This is a genomic window from Stenomitos rutilans (assembly GCF_059505485.1).
Genome location: NZ_JCACKR010000072.1, coordinates 19,889 through 42,788, shown reverse-complemented (window position 1 = coordinate 42,788; position 22,900 = coordinate 19,889). Strand labels below are relative to the sequence as shown.

Below are 22,900 nucleotides of genomic sequence, written 5' to 3'. Positions count from 1 at the left end.
TCGGTAAGAATCAAGCTAGCTGGCTTCTGATTTGGCTGGCGCTTAATTTGTTCTCAAGGGTTGATGTTATGTTTTCCAAACCGCTAGTTGCTCAATCCGGATTTTCTACCGTGTTTGAGCATTGTTTTAGCCATGTTTTAAGCTTGATGGTGTAGCATTCAAATAATCTTGCAAAGGAAAAATTGCTCGAACTGTTTTAGAGTTCCCTACGCTGCTGACATCCAACCAAGCTACAGAAATTTTTAGCTTGGTTAAAAGACCAGCTAGAAGCTAAAAGGTGGCTACAGCCGTTGGCGTTTGCATGCTGCTCAGATACTAGCAAACCCAAAGTTTGCTTTACAACATCGAGGAAGCAACACAACGTTCTCTACGGGACTGACGGGGCTCGAACCCGCAACTTCCGCCGTGACAGGGCGGTGCTCTAACCAATTGAACTACAGTCCCTCGGTGCCTTTTTAGAGGCGATCTTCATTGCCTAGAGCGTGTTTCAGAGCAGACGACTAACCAAGACGCTTTTCTATTGATGCCCCTAAGCACTCGTTTAGGACAGATTTAGGACAGTGCGAGAAATCATACCACTAAACAACCACGGCTCGATTCAACTGAAATTTACTCTCAACGGTAAACGCTATAGCTTCAATCCTCTGCAAGGAGCTAACTATTCTAACGAGCGAGATCTAGCACAAGCTAAAACTGTCGCTACCAGGATTCGGAACGATATTCTTGCTGGCTACTTTGACCCGACCCTATCGAAGTACAAGCTGAATCCCACTGAGAACACGCGGCTAACGCAGACAGCTAGTAAACCTTCGTCTAAATCATTGCTAGAGGTTTGGGACGCTTGGGTAGATACTCTCGATCTATCACCAGCGACAAAAGCTGACCATTACGAGATGATCAGACGAATGATGGTCAAAGCTAGATCAGGGCTAACAGACACATCTTGGTTTACTAACGCTTCTATTGCAGCTAGTACTTTCAATAAGCGCTTGGGCTACCTTAAGACCTGCCTCTGTTGGGCAATGACTGAAAAGCTAGTAGAAAGCAACCCGTTTGAGAAGGTTAAGACCAGAAAGGCATCGAAGCCAGAGATCAAACCGTTTACGCTTGACGAGATGAAAACGATCCTTGCTGCCTTTGAACGTCAGCATAGCCATTACTCGCCTTTTGTGCAGTTTATGTTCCTTAGCGGTGTGAGGACATCAGAAGCGATAGGGCTGCAATGGAAGCACATAGACTTTGACCGCAATGAAGTCGTTATACGTGATTCTTTATCAAAAGACCGCACAGGAAACGGCTATCGAAGGGTGAGAAAAGAAACAAAGTCAGGTAGCATTCGTTACTTGACTATGACTGGAGACCTATCTAATTTGCTCTCAAGCATTAAGCCTTCTAGAGCTACGCCAGATGACTTAGTATTCAAATCTGCTAGAGGCTGCGTTATCGACTCAGGTAACTTCAGAGAAGATTGGAAGCAGCTTTTGGCTGACCTCGGTATCGAATATCGCAAGCCCTATACAACACGCCATACTCTGTTATCCCACGCCATCGAACAAGGTATTCCTATCACTGGGGTAGCTTATATTGCTGGTCATGCTGATACACGTATGGTCATGCAGACTTATGGGCACATGATTAACAGACCATCCTTACCAGAAATCTCGCTAACCAGCAACGGAAAAGAGCCGTCGAAAAAAAGATAGCTGTGATTTGCTAAAGCTGAGTCATCTACTCTTCGATGTCATCTAATCTATGGCGTTCCCTAATTTTTAGCTGATCGTCCTGATTTACCCAAAGTTCTAATGCTTGCTCTACGACTGCTGAGAGGGATTCACTTTTAAGCACGGCGATAGATCGTACCAATTTGTCTAGGTCTTTAGGCACGTATCCACGGATCTCGATTTTATCTGTACTCTTCTTCGCCACGAAGCCAACTAAAGCAAGTAACCTGTTAATCGTCTCATAAGGGAAAACCAAAATACGACAATACTTAAACACTGCATTGCGCGTATTGTCGCAATTTGGGTATAATCCTTTCAAATTAAAGGAGGACTCCTACTTATGCTCGTTCTGACCGATTCACAAGCGGCTGTTATGTCGCAGCTTCTCACTAAAATCCTGATCAGGGAAGCTTACAGACCGTCTGAAGTAGAAGAGTGCCTCTCATGGTTACAAGCTCCTGGTGATCAGGCTGTTTCTTGTCCGCTAGAACGCTGGTCAATGTCACAACTAGCTAATGAGATCTTGTCTGCAATAAGGAGGGATGCAAGCAATAACCCTTAAATCCCGCTCAGATGCCTTCCTGTAAGGGTTTCAAGCTATTTCCGTTACAGCATTCATTAGGTGATCAGATGCCAGAAAAACCTTTAGCGATAGAAAAGACTGAAAGCAACCAATCTGAATCAGGCAGAACAAGAATCAAACATCTCCTAATTGGCTCTAGAGAGACTGTTAGAGCAACGATAAATTCCCTACACGTTGTGGGTTATTCCGAGACAAGAGAGTGGTCTAAGCCTCAATCAGCAGGCATTCTAGGCGAATCTGGAGAGGTAGTCAGTGTGTTAATTCGTTATATGTCACCAGAGTGACAGAGAGTAAACATGGTTGACAGAGAGCGTTAGGTTCTGCGCCTGATGCTCTTTCTTCGATGGCAAAGTATTTCACCTGCTGGATGAAATAAACAGATATCCGCATGTCAATGCAAATTTTGCTTCTTCATCAATTCTTTATAAAGGAGCCGTAAATCGTTAAATGTTGTGTTATACTTAGTGTAGTACCTTGACAAACAGGTCATCCTCTCCTTTGGGGTTTGTGCGCTTTCCTACATATTGGGCAAGATCGCAAGCAAGCAAAGGGAGAACAGATGAACTCATACAGCTAGATCTGCGGCAATCAAAGTCCCGTCCAGCGATCAATCCCGTTAAATTAATTTTTATTAACTATGACTTTACAAACAACTGAACCATCGATTGACTTGAATGAAGCTTGCCAACGTCAAGTGCGTAGCAAAATCTTGGGTGTCAAAATGACTCCTGATGAGATTAGCTTCATTACAAGCTTTGCTAAGGGGAGAGGTCGGAACATAACGACTTTTACTCGTGAGGCTTTACAAGCTCACATTAAGCACTTACTCGAATAAAACAGTAGGCGTTTACTATCAATTAAAACTAAAAGGCACCAGCTATAAACTGATGCCCTAAAAACAATAACGAACTTATAAAACTAATAATCTACTCATGAATAATAATATTGTAGCCGAAAAGAATGATACGAAGCAATTCTCAGTATCTACTCTTGTGCAATTACATGATCTACTCGAATCAGAGTACGCTGATCGAATAACGTGGGACACGCATAGGTGCGAAATTAGGCTTGATGGAAACCAAATAAATCTTACTCAGCTAAGAGTAACCATCGAAAAAAATAATGGATTGATTGTTTCTAATCAAGACATTAAGGATCTCATTTATAATTTTGCCTGGGAAAAGCCCTACTCTGAAGTTGCTAGTTACCTAAGCAGCATTTACGAATTATACAAGGATAAAGTCAACGTTGAAATCCTTGATTTTCTAGCTAAGAATGTTGTTGGCGCACAGACTGATCTAGAGGTAACGTACTTGACTAAGTTCTTAGTTGGTGCCGTTGCAAGAGCGCTAGAACCTGGCTGCAAGCAAGATACTGCTTTAATTCTTAGTGGAAAGCAAGGCTACCGCAAGACAACATTCTTTGAAACACTGGCTCATCCTTCAAGGTTTGTTACTATCAACCATTCTGCCAGTAATGACAAAGCCTTAAAAGACTCCTATAAATATTGGATTATTGAGTATGGCGAATTGGACAGCAAGCTGACATACAACAATCTGAATCATCTCAAAAACTATATGAGTACGAGACGAGATGAGATTAAGCATCTCTACGTCAATATGTCTGAAACAAAGGAAAGGCATTTTACGTTAGTAGGAACTACAAACAAGGATGATTTTCTGATTGACGACACTGGAAACAGAAGATTCTGGGTTGTTAAAGTCCTTAACCCGATTGATACAGATTGGGTTGAACAAAACAGAGATCTAATTTGGGCTTGTGCTGTTAGCCTTTATAAACAAGGGCACATTTGGCACTTAACTCCTGAAGAACAAGCGCTGAGTGATCAGACGAATGCGAACTATGATGTAAAAGATATTTGGGACAGTACTGTTCTAAGTTGGGTGCAGACTCAAACTGAACCATTTACTATTGCAGATGTTTTGTCGATGGCTCTAGGAATAATTCCAGGAAAGCAAGGGATAACACAAGAGAAAAGAGTGTCTAAAATTCTTACTCAAGCTGGATACCAAAAAAGTAGAATGACTCCCGTAGGTAAAGAGCGTACCTACTACTGGACAAAGAATTAAGTTGTAGTCAGAGAAGTAGTCAGCTCAACACCTTACTTGGCGATGGGTTGACTACATTGACTACATTGACTACATCTTTTTTTAAGAAGAGTCTAAAGAAAATAAAGCGTTTAAGCAAGGAAGATAAAAGTAGAAAATCATCTAGTCAGAGTAGTCAAGCTCTGAGAGTCTCTCTCAGCAATGGTTTTGACGATTTCTGATTGACCATATCGCTAATTGTGACTATTTTAGGGTTTATTACTGGCTGGCTGTTCTGAAATAATCAAAGTAGGTTGATGAGTTTGTATCTAATGCTGACAGCCTTCCAATCTGAATGCTCCTAATCTCATCCCATTCAGTATCGATCTTTTTCCGATTATGAATAAGTTTTTCAGGTGTCTTATCCCTTGAAACTGTCTGCGCTATTTTTATACTTTCTTTCAAGAAGAAAATCCACTGTGGAAGATTTATTGCTAAAGGATTACCACCGTATGCGAACACTTTGAGAGCATTTCCACTTGCTGCTACAGCGTGAGCTAGGAAAAGCATCTTATGAAGTTTAAGATTAGATTCTATTCGGGCTATTTCTTGAGTTGCAATAGAACTATGAATTGAGCCTTGGAGTTTGTCTGGGCTATCTACAAGTGAAAGATAGTGATAGCTTCTTACGATAATTTCAATCACGGCAACTGGAATAGACATTGTGACAAGGTGCCTTATGTCGTATCCGTTTAGGTACATCCATTTAGAGATTTCTGCAATACTCCTACCCTTTTCACCAAAAGAGCCAAATTGAAGTATCTGAAGGAATGCCCATCCGGGAATGGGAATTCCCATTTTTGTACAGACATCAGACACAATATGTCCTATCCAAATTAATGGAGAAAATACTTTATCAGTTAAGGATGGATCAAACGTCTTGATTATTTGAAGACTACCGTTAGTGCCAAAAGCTGTTATTGATCCATTAAGAATATCTAGAATTCCAAAGATCAAGCCAAATAACGGATCATGCCCAAGGCTCAAAAGTCTATGTGTTTTAGGGCTAAATCCCTGGATATTAGAATTGACGCTCTGATCATAAGGAACTTTGCAGACTTGCTCACACCATTTGAGAAACGGATTTAATTGGTTTTTATCATCAGTACCTAGTGTCCTTAACCAACCTGTAAAACTGCTCCCTTCTTGGCGGAATTTTCCTAAGTAGTTTATGTCTTTTGGAATCCTAACAATCAAAAAATCAATGATACAAGCAGCTAAACCTGAGATGCCAACAATTGCATAATCTAAGCCTGAGAGAGGAGGAAGAAGCTCTGGATTTCTGAAGATCTCTGCTTTGATTCTAGCTTCTGCCACAAGAGGGTTATGTGTTAGGAATAATTGATCATCCCATGTAAACGTAGATAAGTCATTAGGTTTTTGAGGTGAAAGATTGTTGTTGAACTCTGGTGACAATCCAACCTTACTGTATATTTCACGTAATTCAGAGGCTAAGTTTTCTAATTCGTCAGTATCCCTTCTCTGCTCCTTTCGGATTTCTGCAAGGTCAGAGTGAATATTTAGAATCTGCTTTCCAGACTCCTGCAACTCATCATCAAAATTGAATATTCTGGTCATAATGAAAGTCAGAGTTGATATTAGCTGAATGAGAACCTTTCGTTTTCTTCTAAAACTTCCCTTAAAAAGAAGTTAAGCTAATTCAAGGTAAGTTTAAGTTAACGGTTCTGCATCTAATGCAGGTAGCTTCTCCGTTCCAATGTTTTTAATTTTGTCTTATTTATCTTGGTTGGCTTTATCGTTACTATCCTTAAAAATAATTCCTTTGTCACCTGGGTAAAGTTTACGATGATCATTCTGTCCTTTCCAAATCTCATCTGGTATTTTTTCAAAAGCTTTGCAACGTCTGCGTCTACCTGATTCAAAATTAGAACTTAGGTGAGTACAAGAAGAGCAAACTGGACTTTGAATATAATTGTTTATGTCTGAAGCTAACAAGTTTTGATTTATTTCAAGTGCTTTCTTCAAAAAGTTGATCGATTTTGCCAGGTTATCTATTTCTTTTCTATTTTTTTCTTTATCAAAAAGCAGCTTGTCTCTCTCATCTTCTAAAGAACGAATCGCGTTTTTTTGCTCTTTCAGAATATCTTGAACTAATCGGAAATCTTTTTGAATAAAAATAAGTTCCCTCATTACTACTTCAAGTTTTGCCGCCTGTGATAAAGCCGTATCAGGTGATTGAGCAAGTAAAGCGCCTATTCCGGCACCTGCACCCGCACCAAGAATCGCACCGCCACCAACAATTACTGCAAAACCACCTGCCATTCCAAAACCGCCTACTGCTATTGCGCCTCCACCAAGAGCAGCTAAAACGGCTGATATTGCTGCCGCACCAGAAAGACCAGGAGCAAGGATAGGGGCAAGTAAACCTGCTACAAGTGGTGTCGCAAACGCTGCTACTACAACTAGGATGAGCGTTCCAACCAGCCCACCTATTAAAAGGTTTGCCCCCTTTCCGCTTATCTCGCTAATGGCTTTCTCATAGTTTGACTTATATCGATCAACACAATCTTGCTCTATTCCAAGAGTAAAAGCAAAGTATTTTAGCTTTTCTACCCATTTTTTCTTGTCAGCTATCTTCAAATCCTGAAACTTTTTATCAATAGGACTTCCAAGCTGATAATAAGGTATGAAAAACACAATCTCTAGTAGGATTATGCGAAACGTAAGCTTATTTGCTTTCTCTGCTTTGATTGCGTCCATTACTGACTTAAGTAATGAAAGCTCAATAATCAGATGGGAAGAAGAATTAAGAGCATCTTCTTGAGTAACTTGGCTTTTCAGAAAAAGCTCTGTTGATTCTTTCCATTTAGATAGCCATTGCTTTTTAAGAATCTTTTTCTCATACTTCGATTCACTATCAATCTCTGCCAGTACCAAATGATATTGGTAACTGAACAGAACTCTGGTTTGTTCTAAGGTTAATCCAAACTCTCTCATGCTCTTCCTAAAGGCTGTTTTCAGCAACTAACACTATAAGTCTGTCAGTGAACGAGCAAATAATGGGTATTGCTTAGACTAGACAGATTGCTACTTTGCCACTCTATTACTGAGCTTGCCCTAGAGTTCCCGGAAGGAAGCAGAAATAACTATAAGTTTTGGCTAAATCTTCTTAGCATCTACACTCAAGCTTTTTATTTTCGACGGTTCTTGAGTATTTATACTCTTCGTGCTGTGCGATCCTGATTGATTGCTACCGATTTGCATCTAGAATTAGCAGGCAGGTAGGAGAGAAAATTGCCTCGCCTGCCTCAAACCTATACGCCGCAGATAACACAGCCTCATTAGTGGCTTGTATAAAAGCATCTTAAACAGTCGTGTTAATTTATGATAGACAGTAAGAGCCTGAAATACTAACGAAACTCTTTTAGTATAGGAAACCCAGACAGATAAGCATCACTTGTGTCTGATCATGCCACCGATAATTTTAATAAACATAAGAATGTGAGACTGTTTCTCGTATGCCACACAACCTTCAAGAGCTTCGCTTACTTTTGGAAAGCACTTCACAGAAGCATCTTAATGCCTTGGGAAGCATTATTGGAACGCCTTTTGGTAACTCACCTGAACTAATTTGTGATCACGTAAGCTTTTTACGTCACGGAACTATGGGGCAGCTTTTCGATAAGCGAGACTACAAGCAGTTAGTTACTGATGTAGCTGACAGAGTGCGAATAGATTGGAGTAGGGTTATTCAGGGGACTACTTGGGCGGAAATCGATACCGAACAAATAGAAAGTGCTATTGTCCATCATGTTGATCCAGAGCTAGTTCAGAGAGAAGACCAACAGCATCATTTAGATCCCCCCGTATCTGCTGAGCTGAAAGCCTTACTCTTAAAGCTCATTTCTAACTGCATCCCAGTTGCTTCTTTTGCCTCGCCTCTGCTCGATCACGGTATCGATTATACCTTCTCGCTTTTATCAACTGACTGGCAGAAGCTTTTGGCTGCGCTTATTTATATCAACGAAGTGATCAGACCGAGCCTAATATCTAATACTTTCCAGTCTAAAGGCAGCGGTATAGAGAACTAGAGGCTTTTACAGTAGCTTTATGAGGCTAGAGATTTAGGCAATGACATCACAGACTCACTGCAACCCAGTCTGTGCTTTCGCAGTTACTCTGTTGTTCTCGAATGTTATTTGGATGTCTGATCCGTCAGAATTTTCCCAAATGTATGAACTCAATTTCGAGCCTGGTGAGCCAGAACTAGATACTTCTGTGCCTGGAGCGCCCAAAATCTGCACGACACGAGTATAAGTAGATCTCAGTCGGATTTGCTTATACTGGCTCATTGTGAAGATACCTGATGGCGTAGTAGCTGCTGTATTTTCACTTAATGTGGTTGCACTCGATGGGGTTGCAGGCTTATCGCCACAGAGTGAACTTAAATTCAACACTGATCCGCGTGGACTGATCATGTAGCAAGGGTAGTCTGGCACCTTTGACATTGCTAGGGCAGAAACAGGCAAGCAAAGTGAAGCCAATCCCATACATACCGTGAGCAAAGACTCTTGCATAGCTTTCATAAAGTCAAAAGTTACAGTACTCAGATAAATACTGAATATCTATCCCTAGCTCAGGTAGATACATAAAATCTTTATGGAAATGAAATCGTTCAACGAATGCTATGGAACTTTTTTCGACGGCTCTTGAGTATTTGTACTCTTCGTGCTGTGTAGTATAAAGTGTAGTATCTTGTAGGGGGTAAGGTGTCTACAAAAGGTTGATCTACTAGTTCACAAGCCCCCAAGAACGCAGTCAATGTGTGGATTATCTAGCCTAAAGCTTTCAACCCTACTCCATCGCCGTTAAAGGCGCTAACCCCTCATTGCTATCTTGTAGAGGTAGACAGCTTCAGAAGCCTGATACGAGTCTCTGAAGGGCACAGCACTCAGTAAGAGGATAAAGCAGTGAGTAAAGAGATTTTTCTACTTGTCAAAGAGTTACGGAAGACTGCTGAAGAGATCTTGCATTGGAGAGATCTGCTAAGTGGCAGCAGCAGTAAGCAAAAGCGTAAGAAGCGCAGATGACTGCGGTTAGCTTCCACAGAATCTTACTTACTATCGGAATGTACAAGCTTAGGACAGATTTAGGACAGCTTAATCTGGTTACTCCTGCCTAACACTGCCTTTAATGCAACTCATCTACGGGACTGACGGGGCTCGAACCCGCAACTTCCGCCGTGACAGGGCGGTGCTCTAACCAATTGAACTACAGTCCCTCGGTGCCTTTTTAGAGGCGATCTTCATTGTGATGATCTGTGACACTTTTGTCAAACATTTTCTGGAGTTTTCTCAAGCGATCTTGGAGCACTGACGCAGAAAGCGACTTTGTGATAAGTTCCAGCCAACGTGGACGCGAGGGAATAGTATGCACATTCGGGACGCAGTGGAAGCGGATTTAGCCGCGATCGTAGCTATCTACAACTCAACGATCGCCTGTCAGGCCGTCACCGCTGATCTGTCTCCTGTGACGGTAGAAAGTCGCCTGCATTGGTTTCATACGCACAGCTCAGACAAACGACCACTGTGGGTCGTGGATGCAGAAGGCGAAGTAGCAGGATGGCTGGGCTTTCAATCCTTCTACTATGGACGACCTGCATACGATGCTGCCGCGGAATTAAGCATCTATGTTTCACCAGCCTATCGTCGGCAAGGCATTGGGCAGGCGCTTTTGAAGCAGGCGATCGCCCGTAGTTCAGCCTTCAACATTAAGACGCTGTTGGGCTTCATCTTCGCGCATAATCACCCCAGCCTGCGGTTGTTTGAGCAGTTTGGCTTTCAGCAGTGGGGCTATTTGCCTGGCGTAGCAGAGTTTGAGGCCGTTCCCCGTGATTTGGTGATTGTCGGGCTACAGTTTAACGATCATTAACACTTCAGCCATACCGGATGCAGGGAAGATAACTTAGTGGTCTGTCGATCGTTTAGCGCGATTCATCAGAGCTGGTACGGGGTGCTTTCGTTAAGGTTTATACCGTCTTCAGAATCAGTACTGAATGCGTTCACCGCTTTTCTGAAGATACACGCTTTCACCGACACTCATGGCAGCGTAGCGAGTGATCGCGTCAGGAGGCATTACGGTCAGTGATTGGTTCTATTTTAAGGCGCACTATGTCACCTCTGATTTCGATTGTCATCACCACCTACAACCGGGAAGCTTATCTTGGGGGCGCGATTGAGAGTGTCCTGCAACAAGCGTTTACTGACTTTGAGCTGCTGATTTGGGATGACGGGTCTGACGATCGCTCGGTTGCCATCGCTGACCATTATGCCCAGCATGACGCGCGGGTACGGGTGATTGCCGCCGCACATCGGGGACGAGTCGCCGCGCTCCAATCAGCGATCGCCCATACCACAGGTACCTACCTTGGCTGGGTCGATAGCGATGACTTGCTGTCCCCCACGGCGCTGGAGCAGACGGTGCCGATCTTGCAGCAGCAGCCACACATCGGGATGGTCTATACCGATTACCTGGATATGGATGAGCAGGGCTGCGTGATTAGATATGGCGATCGTTGCCGCATTCCTTACTCCAAAGAGCGACTGTTGCTCGACTTCATGACCTTTCACTTTCGCTTGCTCCGGCGATCGGCTTTTGAGCAAGCAGGCGGTATCAGCGACGCGTCAGACTATGTGGAGGACTATGATCTCTGTCTGCGCTTATCCGAAATCACGGCGATTCATCGGGTAAGGCAACCACTTTACTACTATCGCAATCATGCAGGCAGTGCGTCTCAGCAATGGCGGTTAGAACAAGTGTTGCGATCGCGAGCAGTCATCACCCAGGCGTTGAGACGGCGAGGTTTGGCAGACCAGTTTGCGGTAGAAGTCCGGTTTCCCGAAGGACGCTTTTTTCTGCGTCGCAAGACGGTACCCACTGCCGCTGCACCGACGTTGGTGGCAAAAATGGGTTCTTTGCTCGCTGCCCTGCCCTTACTAGGACTCGCCACTGGGTTGCCAGTCCGCGCGCAATCGATCACTGCCGCACCCGATGGCACCAATACCAGCGTCACCCTTAGCGGCAGCCGTTACGACATTGGTGGGGGTGCCCAGTCAGGCACAAACCTGTTTCAGAGTTTCCAGCGGTTTGGAGTGTCTGCGAACGAAACGGCTAATTTTCTGGCTAATCCCCAAATTCAAAACATTTTGGGGCGGGTGGTTGGTGGCGAAGCATCCATCATCAACGGGCGGCTCCAGGTGACAGGCAGTAACGCTAACCTGTTTCTGTTAAATCCGGCTGGCATTATTTTTGGTGCCAATGCTAGCTTGAACGTGCCTGCCTCATTTACTGCCACAACCGCTACGGGTATCGGCTTTGGTAGCCGTTGGTTTAGCGCAACTGGCACCGATGATTATGCGACCCTTAGCGGGACACCAGGTAGCTTTGCGTTCACGATCGACCAACCCGGTAGCATTGTGAATTTCGGCAATCTAGCCGTCACAGCGGGACAAACTCTAGCGTTACTGGGTGGCACGATCGTTAGCACAGGCACCCTTTCCGCACCCGGAGGACAACTGCTCGTCGCCGCTGTACCTGGTCAGAGTCTGGTCAAGCTCAGCCAACCTGGAAGCCTTCTGAGCCTAGAAATTCAGTCCATTACACCCGCTCAGCCAGCGACGTTGCCGCAAGTTTGGAATCTGCCGATCGCCGCTCTCCCTCAGCTGCTGACCGGAGGCAACTTTGGCAATGCGACAGGAGTCAGCACGAATTCTGATGGCACCGTTGTGTTGACAGGTTCCACCACATCGATTCAGTCAGGCGATGTGGCCGTGCGTGCCGCTTCAGCACAGACTGCAACCCTATTCGCTAGCCGCAATCTCACGCTGGTCGAAAGCCAACTGCAAACCACAAGCGACTTAAATCTGTTGGCACGGGATACGGTGTTGATTCGCGATAATGTTGCCAATCCGTTTAACGCCACAGCAGGCGGAAAGTTGACCATTCAGGGCGATCGAGGGATCGATATTCTGGCACTCAACCACCTCCAAACTGCACCCTTTCAAAGCGGTGGTGATCTGAGTCTCATTAGCGATGGTGTGATTTCTGGTGACTCGCATTTCACCAGCGGCGGCAACCTGTTTGTACAGACTCTATCAGGCGGCGCAAGCAATTTCACCAGCCTTTACGACCCGATTTTTACCGTCGCTGGAGCATTTACAAACGGTGCCTATACAGGGGTTGCCCTCAAAGTGCAGGCAGGAGGAGACATTACCTTTACAGGGCCGATCGTCATTACAGGCGCGGATGCTACCGCAACGGGCGATCCCGATTCGGGCTTGCTGACGACTAGCCGAGCGCTGATTTTACGCACGACTGCTGGCAATATTACGACGGGTAATATTACGACGAGCAATACGATCGACAGTGGCGGCCCCGTGATTCTGTCTGCTCCTGGCAACATTACTACGGGGACGATCGACTCGTCGTCTACAACTAACGGCTTTTCGGTGATCAGCGGAGGGGCTGTTAGCCTTACGGCTGGCGGATCGATTACCACAAACGACATCAGCTCGTTCTACACAGGTGGCAATGGCTATGGTGCCCAAGGTGGTGCTGTCACGCTGCAAGCCGGAAGCACCATTACCACTGGCACCATCAATGCCTCAGCCATTTCAAACGCCACGTTTGCGATCGGGACCCCGGCCTATCAGGGAGGAGCCGTTACACTCACGGCTGGCTCTGTTCCTGGCAGCAACATCACCTTTACGAGCATTGATACACGTGGCACTGAAAACCTGGTTAACGCTACAGGTGTTGGGGGCAATGTGGCGGTAACGGCAACGGGGTTAGTGCAAGGCACGCAGGCAGGCACCACGATCGACACGCAAGGGTCAAATACGGGCGGCACGATCGCTATTCAGCACGATGGTGGCCCTAACAATGCGCCCTTCGTCGTGGGAACTGCCACCACCAACGGCACCGCAGGCGCAATCAACCGGGGTGGTGGCAACGTCATTGCCTCTGGCATCTTTCCAGTGCAGGCAAATACCATCACCGTCGTCCCCGCGACTGGCATCACGGTGACCTCGCTCAACACACCACCGTCCTTAAGCGCCAATACCACCCTATCAGGTGCCACCCAAAATACGCCGTTTACAATTAGCTATGCCGCGATCGCTCCTAGTGTCACGGACGTAAACCAGGATGTCACTACGCTGACGATTACTTCGATCGCTCCCGGTGCATCTCTAACGCGCAACGGTAATCCCGTCATTCCAAGTTCAACGACCCTGGTTCCAGGAGATGTTCTGGTCTACACACCACCGAGCAATGCCAGTGGACTACTCGGTGCGTTTACACTCAGAGCTAGTGATGGGGTTTCCATCTCCAACTCCGTACAAGTGCAGGTGAGTGTTCAGGCTCTGACATCGACTTCACCCCCAGAGACAATTACCGTTTCCGATCCCTGTGCGCTGACCATCTGCTCCACACCGGATCTCAAGCCAAACGTGACTCCGCTGCCCACCTTTAAGCTGACACCCGACACGCCCGAAGACCGTTTCACTCGCGATTTTGAGTCCTACCTGGGGCTAGACGATACGCGCCCCAAAAAACGTGAAGACCCGCGAGACATCGCTCAACGCATTGAACAAGATACTGGCGCAAAGCCCGCCTTTATCTACATTAGTTTCGTGCCTGCGTCTCTAGAACGCGCGGAAGAGACCCAAACGAAACAGCTCCAGATCGATGATGCAGCCGTCAATCGCAGCACGGATCAGCTTGAACTGGTGGTGATCACCGCGAAAGGCGATGCCATCCGTAAACGGCTACCCGAAGCAACCCGCGTGAAGGTCTTAACCCTGGCACAGCAATTCCGCAATGAGGTCTCCGACCCACGCAAAACGCGCGCCAATACTTACATGGGTATGAGCCGAAAGCTTTATCAGTGGCTCATTGCCCCAATCGCGCCTGCTTTAGAAACGAGAGGCATCAACAACCTCGTCTTTTTGCTGGATGCGGGGCTGCGATCGTTGCCAGTGGCGGCCCTTAACGATGGGCAAATCTTCCTGATTGAAAAATATAGCGTTGGTGTGATGCCCAGCTTGAACCTCACCGACACCCGCTACCGCGACATTCGTGATGTGAAAGTTCTGGGGCTAGGCATTTCAGAAAGCACTCAAGATCAGCCGCCTTTACCAGCAGTCCCTGTTGAAGTCTCCATCCTCGTCAATCAGCTCTGGTCAGGGCGACTCGCCTTTAACAACAACGTCACCCTCGAAAACCTCAAAGCCTTTCGCAAAGAGCAACCCTTTGGCATCATTCATCTAGCAACCCATGCCGACTTCTACCCCGGCGCACTCGACAATTCTTACATCCAGCTTTGGGATAACAAACTTCGGCTCGATCAAGTTCGCCAGCTTGGTTGGAACGATCCACAGATTGAACTCCTGGTACTTAGCGCCTGTGCTACAGCATTGGGCGATCGCGAGGCCGAACTGGGTTTTGGTGGACTAGCCGTACAAACTGGGGTGAAAACAGCCGTTGCCAGCCTCTGGTACGTCAGCGATGCCGCCACCACTGCTCTCATGACGGGCTTCTACAAAGACCTCCGCACGGCCCGCATCAAAGCTGATGCTCTCCGACAGGCGCAACTCGCGATGGCAACGGGCAAAGTCTTTCTGCAAAACGGTCGTTTGCAGGGCATTGAAGCAGGCGAAGGCATTCCCTTACCACCCGCTAGCCTTGCCGTCCGCGATCGCCAACTCTCTCACCCCTACTACTGGGCCGCCTTCACGATGGTTGGTAACCCGTGGTAGAACACTAAGCGTCCTGGCTGCGTACAAACTCGAATCGGTTAAGCCAAGCGTGCGCTGACTCAAAAAACAGGTCGATCGTGCCAATCCAGGCGTGTTTGTCTTTACCGCACTTACTGAAGAGCTTTCCATAAATGAATTTACCCACTAGCAGGTCGAATCAGGATGTTCCATTTGGGCAATTCTTGACTGCGTTCCAGCCTTTCTTCAATGCTCCGCGTGTTCATCTTGGCCAAAGAGCTGCCTTTTGAGTAATACCCATTCCTTAAAGACCAGCTATAAGCACGTTTAGTATGGAGTGCTAGCCCACAAGCAGAGCAATCACTGTTTGGGTCCTCGCTTCTAACCGTGCTCACATGAGCAAGCGCAACGCCTCCAGGTCTTTGGGCTACTGCCTCTTAAGCCCAACTTCAAAGGCGGCCACACGCGCTCCAGGGGATGGGTTGCGGGTGCCTGGGACGGCTAGCACAGCAAGATGATGTCGGCTGGCAGCTTGCAGCGCTTGGCTTGAGGTGCGCCAGCTTGAGCCAACTGCATGATGAGCATGCTGTCGTGGAACAGCTCACTGACCAAATTGAGAAACACCTGAAAACAGTTACTGTTGAGATGCGTCAACGCATAGCAGCAGTGCTCTCCGGTCGCTGGTTCGACGCGGCCGTACAGGTAAGTGGACGGCCACGGCCACGGCCCCTGGCCTTGCGGCTGGACACCCTGGGCTGTGATGTTGCGTCCACTGAGCGTCTTGAGTCCCCTCCTCGTCTCCTCCTCGCAGACATAGTGCACGCGCCCACTGAAGCCCAGTACGACCACGGCAGACCAAGCCAGCCGTGCGAGTTGCTCAGCGAGGGTTTGGCTCTGCCTCCACGCGGGCAGCGGTATTTGCTGCACTCAGGGGTCGAGCCCTCGCGGTGCGGCTTGAAGGCGGTCATGCACTAACTGCTGCACTGTTTTGTAGGGAGCAGTGATGCCCAGTGGCGGCGCTCACCACGGGCAACTTTCGCCGTAGATCGGGCAACCCTCACGTTCGTGCCACTGTTGGTTGAGTGCCGCTTGGGCCCCTTGTGGCAGGCTTTGCCGCCGCCCAGTCCGAGACGGCAAAGCCTGCCGTGTCTGCAGCCCACCACGGCGATCCAGGCGTAGCCAATCCGGCACCGTGACGCGAGGGCAACCGAGCACGGTGCCAGCAGACTGGGTCGTCGTCGCTTGCCCACTTTGGAGCAGAGCAAGCCTTTGCAGCCGCTCTGGGTCAGAAGCGGTCTTTGCCTGTCTGAGTCGTTGCTTAAGGTCTGCTGCGGTTGCGGTGATCGCGAGCTTGTCAACACCTGCCATGTTGGCTGGTTGCATCCAATCGCTACTTTAGAGCAGCTGTCGCTGAAGCTTGAAGAATTGGTATTACCTTTATGCTTGAGGGTTTAAAGCTCGATATCTCACTCAACGCCAGTTGAATTTTCAAACTGAGAATGCTGGCTAGATGCACCTTGGTAGATCAATGGTGCATGAAATTTGGTATAGTCTAGTTTCTGGAAGCTTACATTTCGGCGGCATCGCCAAGTGGTAAGGCTAGGGTCTGCAAAACCCTCACCCCCGGTTCGAATCCGGGTGCCGCCTTCCGAAACTGTACAGTTGTGAATAACCAAAAAATATGGCGCAATTCGCAAATAGGTGGCGCAATCGGTCTTTTTCAGACTATTTAGCCACTTGCAAATAAGTGGCGCAAATTTAGCTCAGTTCTCAAATGAGTGGCGCAATTACTCGCCTACTCCTTTGAATGCACCTTAAACAAATAAACTATAGGTATGGTAACTGAATCTAGCGATTCAGTACATAGCTTCTTGTTTGCAAATAAGTGGCACAGATTTTGGATTCGCAAATTGCTGGCACAGAATCCGCCCGAATTCGTAAATGAGTGGCACGATCCGTCATAACTGAGCATCTAATATTACGCAATTTGCAAATGAGTTGTGCAATTGCCTCTTTTTGGCAGCTTTGCTAAGAGCATAAGCAAATCGGTTGCTAGCAGGGTGTGAAAGCAGACTGACAAAAAATAGCGGGTGGGAGCTTATTCCCAGCCGCTATGACGCTGACACTAGCTATGAGATTGCCTACTGCTGCAATTTACACCTCAAAGTCCTGCTCTGAGAGCACTTTGGGACTGGAAGCGAGTCCAGCCTGCCATCGCTCTAAGCGCGTTTGGCTGTGAGCACGGGGATGCAGCGATTGATTGTATTCGTCCGCAATGTACCGCATTAGCAAGCGATCTAATTGTGCAAGGGTGAGACGAGGATGTCCTTCTACCGCTGCTAAATGCCCAGTGCTCTTTAGTGGGAGAGAATCAACTCTACTACTGAAGCCCTTGAGCAACCGCTCGATGGTCGTGCCTGCTGATAGTGCTGTTCGCTGAACTAAACCAATGCCAAGTCTCTTGAGCAAATGATGCAGAGGAGCGAAGTTACTTGAAGTCCAGCGTGTAGAGGCATCAACCAGCAGTATTTTAGGCACGCCATAAATAGACCAATTCCCCAAAAAACCATCTTCGAGAGGATAATTCTTACGAAGGATAGCGTGCTTTAAGGCTGCAACTGTCATACGCAGATTTGGTTCTCCAAGACTCAAGTGGTACCCTGAAATGACCGATGCATAAACATCACAAAGAACTGCCAGCATCGGACGACCAAGCATCGTGCCGTTCTCATCCTCTACAACAATATTAAGAAGTGAGAAAGATAAGCACCATGTCTGATTGCTGCACGATGCGATGTCTGGCTGGCTGAGGTTTTGCACCATAAATTTCTCCTTAAGTTTCTAGAACGTTTTCCTGTCGCTGCCATAGTGACCAATTGCCTGCAAAAGCATTGGAAATGAGGCAACCAAGGCTTTGGCAGCCATAGCTTGATTGCTCTCTGAAACGGTTCTACAAAAAGAATTTGCAGACCCTTGCCTCTTTCAGCCTACCCTTGACTAAATAACCTCTTTGATTAGCAAATCCGATATAGTGATAGTGACCAAAATACGTGCGAAATGGATTTTGCCCGTACAAATATTTAGTGAGCTTTTGGTCCGCATCGTAGTAGGACAATAGAAATATCAGAGAAGAATGGCTGACTACATTTCACCCACTTTCAGCCCGCTAAGTGCTAGGAGAGCAGTGAGAACACTTGCTCCCTCACAAGGACACCGAAAACCAACTCACCTTTCAGCCCACCATAGGTCAGGGGGGAGTAGAAACCTAGATGCAGAAAGTGCTGGCCGATGAAAGTTAGCTCTTTATGCTCACCATAGGTCAGGAGGGCTGTAAAAATTTGTTTCAGTCGACCCAGCGAAATCCGTGTCGCTGGGTCGAACCCAACGACTTCCAGCCACCATAGGTCAGGAGGGCTGTAGAAATTTGTTTCAGTCGACCCAGCGAAATCATTTCGCTGGGTCGATTAAAACACCGTAAGTTAGGGGGGCAGTAGAAACCGTTGTCGTGCCATGTGAAAGGTGAATAAACTTCTACTTTCAGCCCACCGTAGGTCAGGAGGGCAGTAGAAACTTCACCCCATTATAAAAAGAACGGGACAATTGTTCTTTCAGCCCGCCGTAGGTCAGGAGGGCAGTAGAAACCACTCCGGCTGGGCAAATGAAAGAAATCATCAAGTCCTTTCAGCCCACCGTAGGTCAGGAGGGCAGTAGAAACAGTGTGGAGCCATGCCTTCACGGCACTGACGCGCACTTTCAGCCCACCGTAGGTCAGGAGGGCAATAGAAACCCTCCAAGTTGAATCGCTTGCTGGAGCGGATTTTTAGAACGAGTTTTGGCAGACTTCAGTGCTAGTGCACTAAAGCTGGTTTCACTAAGGTAACATTTGGCTACCTCTATCGCTAGAAATGGCTCCAGCGGGAGATCTACAAATTTGGCAAACCTGCCACGAAAATTGTCCTCGCTTCGGTTTGCCAAATTTGCGATGAAGAAAAAGGGTAGGCTCAACCCTTGCTTGGGGCGTTTAGTAGCTGTCCACCTGCCTACCAATGCACCTCTCTATTAAATAGAAAGAATTTACTGGCAGGCAGCACCTGTAATTCGGTATCCTTGTTGCTAGGTTAATAGCTCTAGTAACAAAAACTGCTTCCTGATGTAAAGTGGCGCAACCGTACATCTATGAAGTGAGCTATGTTCCTGCACAAGGCAGGATGTCGCTTACATCACTTACCAGAAACGGACAACTACCTGGGACGGAAAGCAAATAAACTGACCCAGTATTTTTAGCTGCCGAAGCAGCGCGCCATGAAGTCTCTCTTAAATTGTCAAGGTACAAGGGTGAATCATTTAGGTGAGGACAGGGTTATACAGCGATCGCCATTGCTAGGGCTTTCTCTCGCAGTGTCCCTTGACTAGGTTGTTGTCCAGTTTTCACTGGAATGCCCATTGAGGCAGCACAACTGCATATAGCCTGAGACAATCCTTTGTGATTCCACCGATGAAACGCCATGCGTAAGTGCTTAGCATACTGTTTCTGAAGCTTGACGTTGTCATCGGGAAACTTTCTTTTTGCCCGAGCTTGGATTTCGCATTCAACGCTTTCCCTTAAATCTCCAAAATCTGGCAGAATGATGCTGCCTACTTGCCACTTCTGACATAACTGTATGAGTCTTCTAGCTATGAGTCTGTTGAGATACTGTGCTTGGTTTGACTCTTTCCTACTTTCGGCGTATAAACCTCTTTTTTGCTCCTCTTTTCTCCCACTCAAGTTCTTTCTTTGCTCATTTTGCCACCGATTAAACAAACGATACTGTTCCAAACTAAGCTGTACAACGCTTCGCCGAGCCTTTCTTTGAACTTTAATCTTTCTCCTAGCCTTAAACTTTGCAGGGTGTTCTGCGGAGTGCTTCACAATGGTTCGTCCTTTTCTACTTGTAATTTTTACTGCCCGTCGCTCTAAGACTTCGGTACGCTGATTAGTTAATAGAGTTCGGAGATTCTGGTATGCCAGCACAGTTTGTGATCGCGTGTTAATTACTGCTATCCCAATAACGTTAAGACGGCTAAAACAAACACTAGCAACAATATCGCAGTTTCCGTTATAGGAAATCATGCTAGGACGAGTCGGTGTAGAGTTCTCCAAGCGATCCAAAGTAGATAGAATACGTATTCTTGCCTTTTGGCGGTTAATCAGCTTCTGATTTTTCTCTTCTTCACTGGGTGGCTCAGCCAATTCTTCTGACTCAGTTAAATTGTCGATACTTTGAGCTTCACTGTTTTGGCAGCTTTGGATCTGCTTTTCAGAAATTTCCAAGGATTTTTCTAAGTTGTCAAGCTTCTTACGAACCAGAGTGAGTTTTTCTTGCCGCACCGCCTCTGTTCCTTCAGCTAATAATAGGCGTGGATCGAAGGTGCATTGAAGATGTAAACGATGTGTCTTCCAGGGTAATCTGATACTGATTTCGAGATAGATAAGGCTTCTGCACCATGAATCCATGATTTCGCCTTCCAGACTACTATTGTGTAGCATTGCGCAATACCATTTCAGCCAAAGATTTTGCAATCGCCAATGCTTCTTTCTCTCTAATCCTTGTTTATCTTCTTTCCACAATAGATGGGCTGATCTCAGCGCAAATAGACCAATCGAGAACTTATCTTCTTTGGGGAGCGCTCTGTATGTCTCAAAATCAGTAACGAACTGGCGAAAAACTGGTAATTGACGGCGATCGCAGTAAAGTTTGAATCGAAAGCACTTTAATCCCTTGCTTTTGAAGCTCACACAAATTCGCTTCTCTAGTTGCCTTTTTCTCTTGCGAGTCCGATGCCTTTTTTGCTTCAGATCTTTTTTACAGTTTTTGCTAGTACTCTGGTTCTGAGCTCGTGTTTGGTCTTTTATTTCCTCTTTCTCCCATGACCAGTACAGATCATCAGTACTCTCAAAGAGAAGAGGATATGGCAAAGACGAAAAGCTGGTTTGAAGATTAGCAGCACGCCTTGATAAATCTTGTTCCCAAGCCTTAAACTCAGCGGCATTGTTCCAGCGATAATAAATTAGAAAGAGAGTCCAATAGTTCAAGCGTTCTGCGTCTGCGGGGTGTCTGCTTAGAATGGTTTGGTGCCACTTAAGCCAAAACCAATTCTGAATAACGTATGAGTAATGCTCAGCAAAGGCGATCGCTTCTTCTAGAAATTGCTGCGATCGTTCGCCTAGTGGATCACGTCCCTTTGGTAGTCTACTCTTCAACCGATCTTCTAAGCGCTGAATTTCAATTTCCTTCCTTTCAAGGCGTAGAGAAAGTTTGTCTGGGTCTTCCTCCTCGCTATTCACCTGACAATCATTTCTAAGGAGATGAGCAATGGCGCGACGCTCTAGAGAACTTTCAGCAATGTCCCACTTCTTAAACAAAAAGCTCATGAGAGAATTAGAAGCTAGAGACGTGCTATTATTTTGCTCTTGAGGTTCGCTTTGTCTATCCTGCTGATTACTACTTAAACTTCGTTGAGCTTCTATTTCTGTCAAAATTTCTGCAGCTCTAACGCGGATCAAGTCAGAAGTAATGTCGGTATTTTTGGCTAGCTCAAGGTCTGTTTCCATCACCTCCAGCCATCGTTGCTTTCCCTTAAGCTTGAGCTGGAGATCACTTTGCATTGCAAAGTAGGCTTTGAAAGTATGTGAAACCAGTAAAATAGCAGAGACATATACGCGTTTTGGAAGCCCTGTAAACTCATCTTCCTCTAGCTTCTTGCAAATCAACTTCACAATGCCTATAGGAAGCTTGCCTTGGTTAAGCCATTCCAGAAATTTAGGATGTTGGGCTACTCTCTGAAAGATTTCATTGATAAGGAGCGTATATGCAATGCACATATTCCAGAGGTACTGGCGACTGTCTTGATCTATCGTTAGGAGTGCCAAAATAGTCTGCATAGCTTTCTCAAAAGGTATGGGTTTTTCTGAGGAACTCATAGATATGACCTGTTTTGACTAAAATTCAGAAATCAAGCTAGTACTCAGAGGGAAGCAATATTGTTGTGTAGTGTTTATTTCTACAGAAATCACGTACAGTGATGATCCAAATTTTGGTGCTATCGCTTAACTTATAGCGGCTCATAATCGAGCCATTTTCTTTACGCTTCAGAAGCAACACGTTGAGTTTTCCAGCGTCCTCCATACATCCTTTCTGAATCTCCGTCTCGGACAATTTAATTTCTGAGTAATTACCTACTTCCCCCCAGCAACCAGAACAATGTTGAACGAGATAATCACGGTAATCAACGTTGTTTCTTTCAAATGCTTGTATTGCCCTTTTGGTCAAAAAGATTTCCCCTGAAGCGAACAGAAGATGTCCCATTGTGTGCATCCCCATGGAGCAATCCGCCTATAAACTGGATTACCTTGGAGCAGCATTCTGCTCAGGAAGCAGCACTCTATATGCTTTTACGAGGGAAATAGTACAAATGTGACTACGCATTTTTTCTTACCTTTCTTAAATTACTGATTTAGACGTTTTTAGTTGCTTAGACCTCTCTCAGCACCCTCTTATGTCTCCTCTATATGGAAGACTTGAGAGGATGGGCGAAATCTACGCCTCTACCGCCGGGAAGTGGGTCAATTCCGCAGAGGTTACCTAAGCAGAGTAGTTATACCCACGGCTAAAGTTTTGACAAGGAATTAAGCCTTGTTAACCAAGCATTCGGTAACTTGAGATGTGATTAGTCACACCACACGCAGAAAGGTTAAAATGGGCGCTATGTCGT

General features: G+C 46.3%; 12 protein-coding genes and 3 tRNA genes. 6 read left to right on the top strand and 9 right to left on the bottom strand.

The features are described 5' to 3' along the window. Window positions 1-370: 370 nt before the first annotated feature. Window positions 371-444: transfer RNA gene (locus AC5JLP_RS13090), tRNA-Asp, on the bottom strand. A 116-nt stretch (window positions 445-560) separates the two neighbouring features. On the opposite strand from AC5JLP_RS13090, the gene AC5JLP_RS13085 reads away from it, so the two are divergent. Both AC5JLP_RS13085 and AC5JLP_RS13080 read left to right on the top strand, forming a co-directional pair. Further along, a complete protein-coding gene (locus AC5JLP_RS13085) occupies window positions 561-1,703 on the top strand; it encodes a site-specific integrase (RefSeq protein ID WP_496068353.1) in 1,143 nt (380 codons plus the stop codon). 1,533 nt (window positions 1,704-3,236) lie between these two features. Continuing rightward, window positions 3,237-4,394 (top strand): VapE domain-containing protein, encoded by a 1,158-nt coding sequence (locus AC5JLP_RS13080; protein ID WP_496068352.1) that lies wholly within the window; start codon window positions 3,237-3,239, stop codon window positions 4,392-4,394. A 237-nt stretch (window positions 4,395-4,631) separates the two neighbouring features. On the opposite strand, the gene AC5JLP_RS13075 is transcribed toward AC5JLP_RS13080, so the two are convergent. Together AC5JLP_RS13075 and AC5JLP_RS13070 are read right to left on the bottom strand one after the other, a co-directional pair. After that, a complete protein-coding gene (locus AC5JLP_RS13075) occupies window positions 4,632-5,990 on the bottom strand; it encodes a hypothetical protein (protein WP_496068351.1) in 1,359 nt (452 codons plus the stop codon). A 156-nt stretch (window positions 5,991-6,146) separates the two neighbouring features. Beyond that, entirely contained in the window at window positions 6,147-7,370 is a 1,224-nt protein-coding gene (locus tag AC5JLP_RS13070) for a hypothetical protein (RefSeq protein WP_496068350.1), read from the bottom strand. Between the two features lie 521 nt (window positions 7,371-7,891). Here AC5JLP_RS13070 and AC5JLP_RS13065 point away from each other — a divergent pair. Further along, window positions 7,892-8,464, top strand: coding sequence for a hypothetical protein (locus AC5JLP_RS13065; protein WP_496068349.1), 573 nt, complete (start codon window positions 7,892-7,894; stop codon window positions 8,462-8,464). A gap of 54 nt (window positions 8,465-8,518) precedes the next feature. On the opposite strand, the gene AC5JLP_RS13060 is transcribed toward AC5JLP_RS13065, so the two are convergent. Both AC5JLP_RS13060 and AC5JLP_RS13055 read right to left on the bottom strand, forming a co-directional pair. After that, entirely contained in the window at window positions 8,519-8,725 is a 207-nt protein-coding gene (locus AC5JLP_RS13060; RefSeq protein ID WP_496068383.1) for a hypothetical protein, read from the bottom strand. 855 nt (window positions 8,726-9,580) lie between these two features. Further along, window positions 9,581-9,654 (bottom strand) — tRNA-Asp (locus AC5JLP_RS13055). 149 nt (window positions 9,655-9,803) lie between these two features. Between AC5JLP_RS13055 and AC5JLP_RS13050 the strand changes: the two genes are divergently transcribed. Together AC5JLP_RS13050 and AC5JLP_RS13045 are read left to right on the top strand one after the other, a co-directional pair. After that, complete coding sequence (locus tag AC5JLP_RS13050; protein ID WP_496068348.1) at window positions 9,804-10,304, top strand: GNAT family N-acetyltransferase; 501 nt, start codon at window positions 9,804-9,806, stop codon at window positions 10,302-10,304. Between the two features lie 239 nt (window positions 10,305-10,543). Then, window positions 10,544-15,190: a CHAT domain-containing protein gene (locus tag AC5JLP_RS13045; protein WP_496068347.1), complete on the top strand. Its 4,647-nt coding sequence runs from the start codon at window positions 10,544-10,546 to the stop codon at window positions 15,188-15,190. Between the two features lie 459 nt (window positions 15,191-15,649). Here the strand turns inward: AC5JLP_RS13045 and AC5JLP_RS13040 are convergent, their stop codons facing one another. Together AC5JLP_RS13040 and AC5JLP_RS13035 are read right to left on the bottom strand one after the other, a co-directional pair. Continuing rightward, window positions 15,650-16,075: a hypothetical protein gene (locus AC5JLP_RS13040; RefSeq protein WP_496068346.1), complete on the bottom strand. Its 426-nt coding sequence runs from the start codon at window positions 16,073-16,075 to the stop codon at window positions 15,650-15,652. 93 nt (window positions 16,076-16,168) lie between these two features. Then, window positions 16,169-16,531: a hypothetical protein gene (locus AC5JLP_RS13035; RefSeq protein WP_496068345.1), complete on the bottom strand. Its 363-nt coding sequence runs from the start codon at window positions 16,529-16,531 to the stop codon at window positions 16,169-16,171. Between the two features lie 193 nt (window positions 16,532-16,724). Here AC5JLP_RS13035 and AC5JLP_RS13030 point away from each other — a divergent pair. Next, a tRNA-Cys gene (locus AC5JLP_RS13030) sits at window positions 16,725-16,795 on the top strand. Between the two features lie 507 nt (window positions 16,796-17,302). Here AC5JLP_RS13030 and AC5JLP_RS13025 read toward each other — a convergent pair. Together AC5JLP_RS13025 and cas12k are read right to left on the bottom strand one after the other, a co-directional pair. Beyond that, on the bottom strand, window positions 17,303-17,971 hold the full coding sequence (locus tag AC5JLP_RS13025; protein ID WP_496068344.1) for a TnsB C-terminal domain-containing protein: 669 nt from the start codon (window positions 17,969-17,971) through the stop codon (window positions 17,303-17,305). A gap of 1,537 nt (window positions 17,972-19,508) precedes the next feature. Continuing rightward, window positions 19,509-22,109, bottom strand: a complete 2,601-nt coding sequence (gene cas12k / locus AC5JLP_RS13020; RefSeq protein ID WP_496068343.1) for a type V CRISPR-associated protein Cas12k — start codon at window positions 22,107-22,109, stop codon at window positions 19,509-19,511. Window positions 22,110-22,900: the final 791 nt, after the last annotated feature.

Coding starts and splice junctions, on each gene's coding strand:
- AC5JLP_RS13080 (WP_496068352.1), top strand. CDS start 3,237: ATGAATAATAATATTGTAGCCGAAAAGAATGATACGAAGCAATTCTCA.
- AC5JLP_RS13075 (WP_496068351.1), bottom strand. CDS start 5,990: ATGACCAGAATATTCAATTTTGATGATGAGTTGCAGGAGTCTGGAAAG.
- AC5JLP_RS13070 (WP_496068350.1), bottom strand. CDS start 7,370: ATGAGAGAGTTTGGATTAACCTTAGAACAAACCAGAGTTCTGTTCAGT.
- AC5JLP_RS13065 (WP_496068349.1), top strand. CDS start 7,892: ATGCCACACAACCTTCAAGAGCTTCGCTTACTTTTGGAAAGCACTTCA.
- AC5JLP_RS13060 (WP_496068383.1), bottom strand. CDS start 8,725: ATGAGCCAGTATAAGCAAATCCGACTGAGATCTACTTATACTCGTGTC.
- AC5JLP_RS13050 (WP_496068348.1), top strand. CDS start 9,804: ATGCACATTCGGGACGCAGTGGAAGCGGATTTAGCCGCGATCGTAGCT.
- AC5JLP_RS13045 (WP_496068347.1), top strand. CDS start 10,544: ATGTCACCTCTGATTTCGATTGTCATCACCACCTACAACCGGGAAGCT.
- AC5JLP_RS13035 (WP_496068345.1), bottom strand. CDS start 16,531: ATGCAACCAGCCAACATGGCAGGTGTTGACAAGCTCGCGATCACCGCA.
- AC5JLP_RS13025 (WP_496068344.1), bottom strand. CDS start 17,971: ATGGTGCAAAACCTCAGCCAGCCAGACATCGCATCGTGCAGCAATCAG.
- cas12k (WP_496068343.1), bottom strand. CDS start 22,109: ATGAGTTCCTCAGAAAAACCCATACCTTTTGAGAAAGCTATGCAGACT.